We start from the raw sequence: 4,721 nt of genomic DNA, 5'->3' as shown, positions 1-4,721 counted from the left end.
TATTAGCTTGTTTCACTGGCAAAAATAATTATGATTTCAGTAAGATTAATTAAATATTCGAGGTTTAAATTATGAAGGGATTTAATTTGGCATATATCTTATTTTTATAAGAATAATTGGATTTAAATTAACAATAATAAAACTTCCTTGCAAGTGTAAATAAACTTTATCAAATAACTAAAATCACAAAAATAGCATGTAAAAATAACAGTAAAATGGCTTTTGATTTAATTTTTTAATTCAATTAATAGATATTTTTTTGGAAAATATAGATTGTTTATGACGGAGCGATTTAATTAAAAACTCAATATGAAAATTTATAGTTTTAAAAAGGGAGAGACAAATGAAAGTGAATAGTTTACTTGAAATTAATGCTATCAAAGACATGTCTATTCAGATAAAAAGAATAGGTAATGATAATATTCCTGTCATGATTATTGATAATTTTTTGAAATGTCCAGAAGAAGTACGAAAATTTGCATTATCACTTAATTATGATAAGCCTTTACCTGGTGATTACTGGCCGGGTATACAGGCAGCAGCATCTTTGGATAGGAAAAAAATTGAGGAGTTTATTACACGCCAGTATATTGAGCCCGTTATAGGTTTGGATTACAATAACTATGGCTTTCCAGCCGTACTTCCGAATATGAAAGCTGATCAGTGGTCGTCATGGTTCTTGCAAACGCGATTTGGGGCAATCACTATGCCATTTAACGAAGCGCCATGGGCAAAAAACCCGCATGTAGATTCTATCGGTTTTCTGGCATCAGTTCTGTACTTATCCTTACCTGAACAGTCTCGTGGCGGAACTGTGTTCGTCCGGCACCGACAAACAGGAATCGAAACTATTCCTCCTGCCACATCAGGTCTTCCAAAGAGGCTTTGCCAAATTTTGAAGGAAACGCGTTCTTATGGAATCATTTATGGAAAAATTTACGAGGAATTGCGAGCTGGACATAGCAAATCTTGGGTACATGATAATGTTATCAACACGTGTGAGGGGCAGGTTATCACGGAAAAGGGATTTGAGGCTGTTTGGAAAACAATAATGAACGAAAATCCCCCGACATTTGGATACTTAACAGAGTCAAATCAGGTTTGGGAAATCGTAGATCAGGTTGATATGGCATTTAACCGTCTGGTACTACATCCGACTTGGAATCTTCATAGTGTAAGCTGGGATCCAAATTGGTTCGGAGAAAAACTCTCTGAACGCCGGTTGACTATGATGAACTGGATAAATTTTCCTGTGGAAAACGGGAATCAATGATTCACACCGATGTAACCTTTTAAAGATTTATTTTGATGAAGATAACAGACTGTATTTATTTATATATTAAAAAAATTGAGATTGACTGAAATTCTAATCAGGTCGTTGAGGTCTGATTGGAACGAAATAATTTTATTGTTAATTTAGCTCAGATTACAATTTTGAAGGAGTATTTATGCGGGAAAGAAATATTTATTTTCAGGAGGCAGAGAAATTGGAATGTTTAATGAGTTGCAATGACAAGGTGGTTATAAAATCTATTTGGCAGGCGTTTGTTAAAGTAGTAAATAGGTCACCAAAAAATATTGCATGCCTGATATCAGATGTTCCTTTGACCTACTTGCAACTGTATTCTTTGGCAAGGAGTTGTGCTAATTCACTAATGCTGACTAATATTGAGAAAGACTCACGTGTAGGCCTCGTTTTACAAAAAGATCTTCCACTCTTAGTATATCTTCTGGCATGTTGGAAATTTGGAGCATCTGTATTAATTATTGACGAGGAGACTCCTTTAGAACAAATTAAGCATAAAGAGCAAATAGCAAACTTAGATATCATTATCGGCAGTGACATTCTGGCGAATAATTCTTTTTCATTTAAGTTTGTTAAAGCGTTAAAACGCGACGAGCTTCATGATATGCTTGATCAGCAGTTTCAACTCTCAGCTGATGAAGAATTAAACTCGGAAACGGATAGGCTGGCGTCGATAATGTTCACCTCTGGTTCGACAGGAACACCTAAATGTGTCGGGTTGTACCATTCAGGCTTGGTAAACATCATCCTTGGATTAATACATCATTATAAACTGGAAATAGGATCTCGTATTGCATGGGCGGCTTCCTTGAGTTTTGATACCGCAATTGCTGAGCCACTACTCGCTTTGTTAAGTGGTGCAACTGTAGTGATACCTGAAAATAGAGAACCACTCATTGGGTCACTATTAGAAAATTTTATTCTTCTCAATGGCATTACACATCTTGTACTCACTCCAACAGTGCTAGAAACTGCAGATCCAAAACGCATCCCAACAGGAATAACAATAGTGCTTGTTGGCGAGCCGTTTTCGCCTACTACATTAACGAGGTGGGCTAATGATAGAATACTATATAATGCTTACGGTCCTTCTGAAGCCAGCATATGTGCAACAGTGACAAGCCCCCTTCGGGCAGGTGATGAAATTACGGTTGGATGGCCGCTGCCTGGTGTTGAAATTGAAATCGTAGACGAAAATCTTGAGCCTGTTCCCAACTATGTTGTCGGAGAAGTTGTCATTGGCGGAGTTGGTGTCTCATGTGGTTATCTAAACGATCCACATGCCACAGCCGCCTCCTTTATTTCCAGCGGTGCTGATGGAAAAAGGCGATATTTAACGGGAGACATTGGCTTTAAAGATCACAACGGACAACTTACCCTTAAAGGGCGAAAAGACGACCAAGTTAAGATTGATGGTCGTAGAGTTGATTTATCTGAAATCGAACGGGTTCTCAGTCTGTTTAGCTCGATACGTCAGGTTGCTGCGGCAAAGTTAAATAATGATGGTAAAACCCGTCTAGCGGCGTATATCTTCCCTGAACCTAACCAACCTCACCCTACTGTGGCAGAATTGTCGGAACATGCACTCAAATCACTTCCTCGTCATTTAGTGCCGTCTAAATGGTATTTAGTTGATTCAATGCCCACTAACCAAAATGGGAAGCTTGATCGAAGAAAACTCGTCACTCTTGTTTTAGAAGAATTAGAATACAATAAGTCTAAACCTGCTGAAGATGCTTTAGAAGAGCGTATTACTGCAATTTTCTTAGAGATTCTTCAGGTTGAGCAGGTTGGACGTTCCGACGATTTTTTCGCTCTCGGTGGAACTTCGTTGGATGTAATACGATTTATTGAGAAACTTCGAACGATTTTTGAAACGGCTTTCAAATCTAAAGATTTTATTGATATGCCAACAGTTGCTGGAGTGGCGGAAAAACTACGCTCAATAAGTACATTCCTGAAACAAACAGAAGCACCGCTCTTGGAGACTGAAGAAAAAATATCCTTATCCCATATAACATATCCCCCTTTTATCTGGAATGAGTATTTTCCGGAAAAGGTTTTCTTGACTGGTGGCACTGGTTTTTTAGGCTCATTAATTCTTGAAGATTTACTTGCGAGAACATCTGCATTTATAACATGTACAGTTCGATCATCAGATCTTGAGGTGCAAATTAAGAGACTAACATCCAGAATGAGAAAAGCTGGCACATGGAACCCGCAATGGCAAAAGAGAATTGAAGTGGTTCCGCTTGATCTCGCTGGTCCTATAAGCGAAACAGGTGAGGCTGCTGTAGCCATTGTTGACGCTGACCTAATTATTCACTGTGGAGCTCATATTAATAGTGCGTATGACTATGACTCATTACGCCAATCTAATGTGTTATCAACATTCAAGTTAGCCGAATTGGCTTCTTTCGGCGTTCCGAAACGCTTTATCTATATATCTTCCCGTTCGGCTGTAGAATTAGCAGATACAGGAGGGTATGCTCAGTCCAAACGTGCGGCTGAGAAAGTGATGAATGATGCTTTCTCGAGGGGACTCTCAGGCTTGATCATTAGACCTGGTCGAATAACGGGTCATTCGGAGAGAGGGTATGCGAATTCTAATGATTTTATTGTTCGTTATCTGAAACTTTGCTGTCTTTTAGGGAAATACCCGAAGGAGCTGAAAGCCTTTTATGGTGTACCGGTTGATATACTCTCGAATAGTGTCATCCATGCTGCCACCACCCCTTTGGTATCTGATACAAGCATTCTCGAACCTGCAGATAGTGAACTGTATTTATTTGATGAAGTATTTTCAATGATTTCTTCTCTAGGTGTTAATATCCAGGCTGTTGAGGTTGACGAATGGCTTCATGCTATTCAGGATAAGAATCAATCTAATTTGGAAAAAATGTTCCCTGATATTTTCGTTGCAGTTAGATATCATTGGGAGCAAATGAAACATTCATACTCTCTTCAAGAGAAAAAATCTCATATTGTATTAGATTCAAAGCGTATTAAGTATACGTCAGTCCTAGCTTCATTTATTGTGAAAGATTCATTTTAGTATATGTATATAAGTTTTTTTAAAATGTATATATTGGAAATCTTCATCTGCTTTTTATGTTATTTTTTTAGGTCGTTATGGATGTTCGATTGCAGATAAAATTTCTAAATTCGATTTAATATTACAATTGTATTATCTCTATAATTTGGATGTTTTTTTAGTGACGGCAGTTACGTGTTGAACCTGATATTTATACTATCGCCGCTAGAGTTAACAATATAAGACCTGTTCTATTGAAGATAATTACATATTTTCCAATGCATTTCATTTATTATCATAATTAATTAAACAGGGGGTTAATTATGCTAAATAGCTTGTCAAAATGGTAGGGCTGAATTAACATATTAAGTGCAATCGGCG

The 4,721-nt window shown here is 37.5% G+C and carries 2 protein-coding genes; both read left to right on the top strand.

Annotation, left to right across the window (positions count from 1 at the left end):
• The first annotated feature begins 343 nt into the window (after positions 1-343).
• Positions 344-1,273 (top strand): DUF6445 family protein, encoded by a 930-nt coding sequence (locus PSI17_RS15835; protein WP_273552884.1) that lies wholly within the window; start codon positions 344-346, stop codon positions 1,271-1,273.
• A 175-nt stretch (positions 1,274-1,448) separates the two neighbouring features.
• Complete coding sequence (locus PSI17_RS15830; protein ID WP_273552883.1) at positions 1,449-4,361, top strand: AMP-binding protein; 2,913 nt, start codon at positions 1,449-1,451, stop codon at positions 4,359-4,361.
• Positions 4,362-4,721 lie beyond the last annotated feature (360 nt).

The organism is Xenorhabdus sp. IM139775 (genome assembly GCF_028598745.1).
In the GTDB taxonomy this organism is placed as follows: Bacteria; Pseudomonadota; Gammaproteobacteria; order Enterobacterales; family Enterobacteriaceae; genus Xenorhabdus.
Note: the sequence above shows the minus strand (reverse complement) of the source record. Positions and strands in the feature narration are given on the sequence as shown.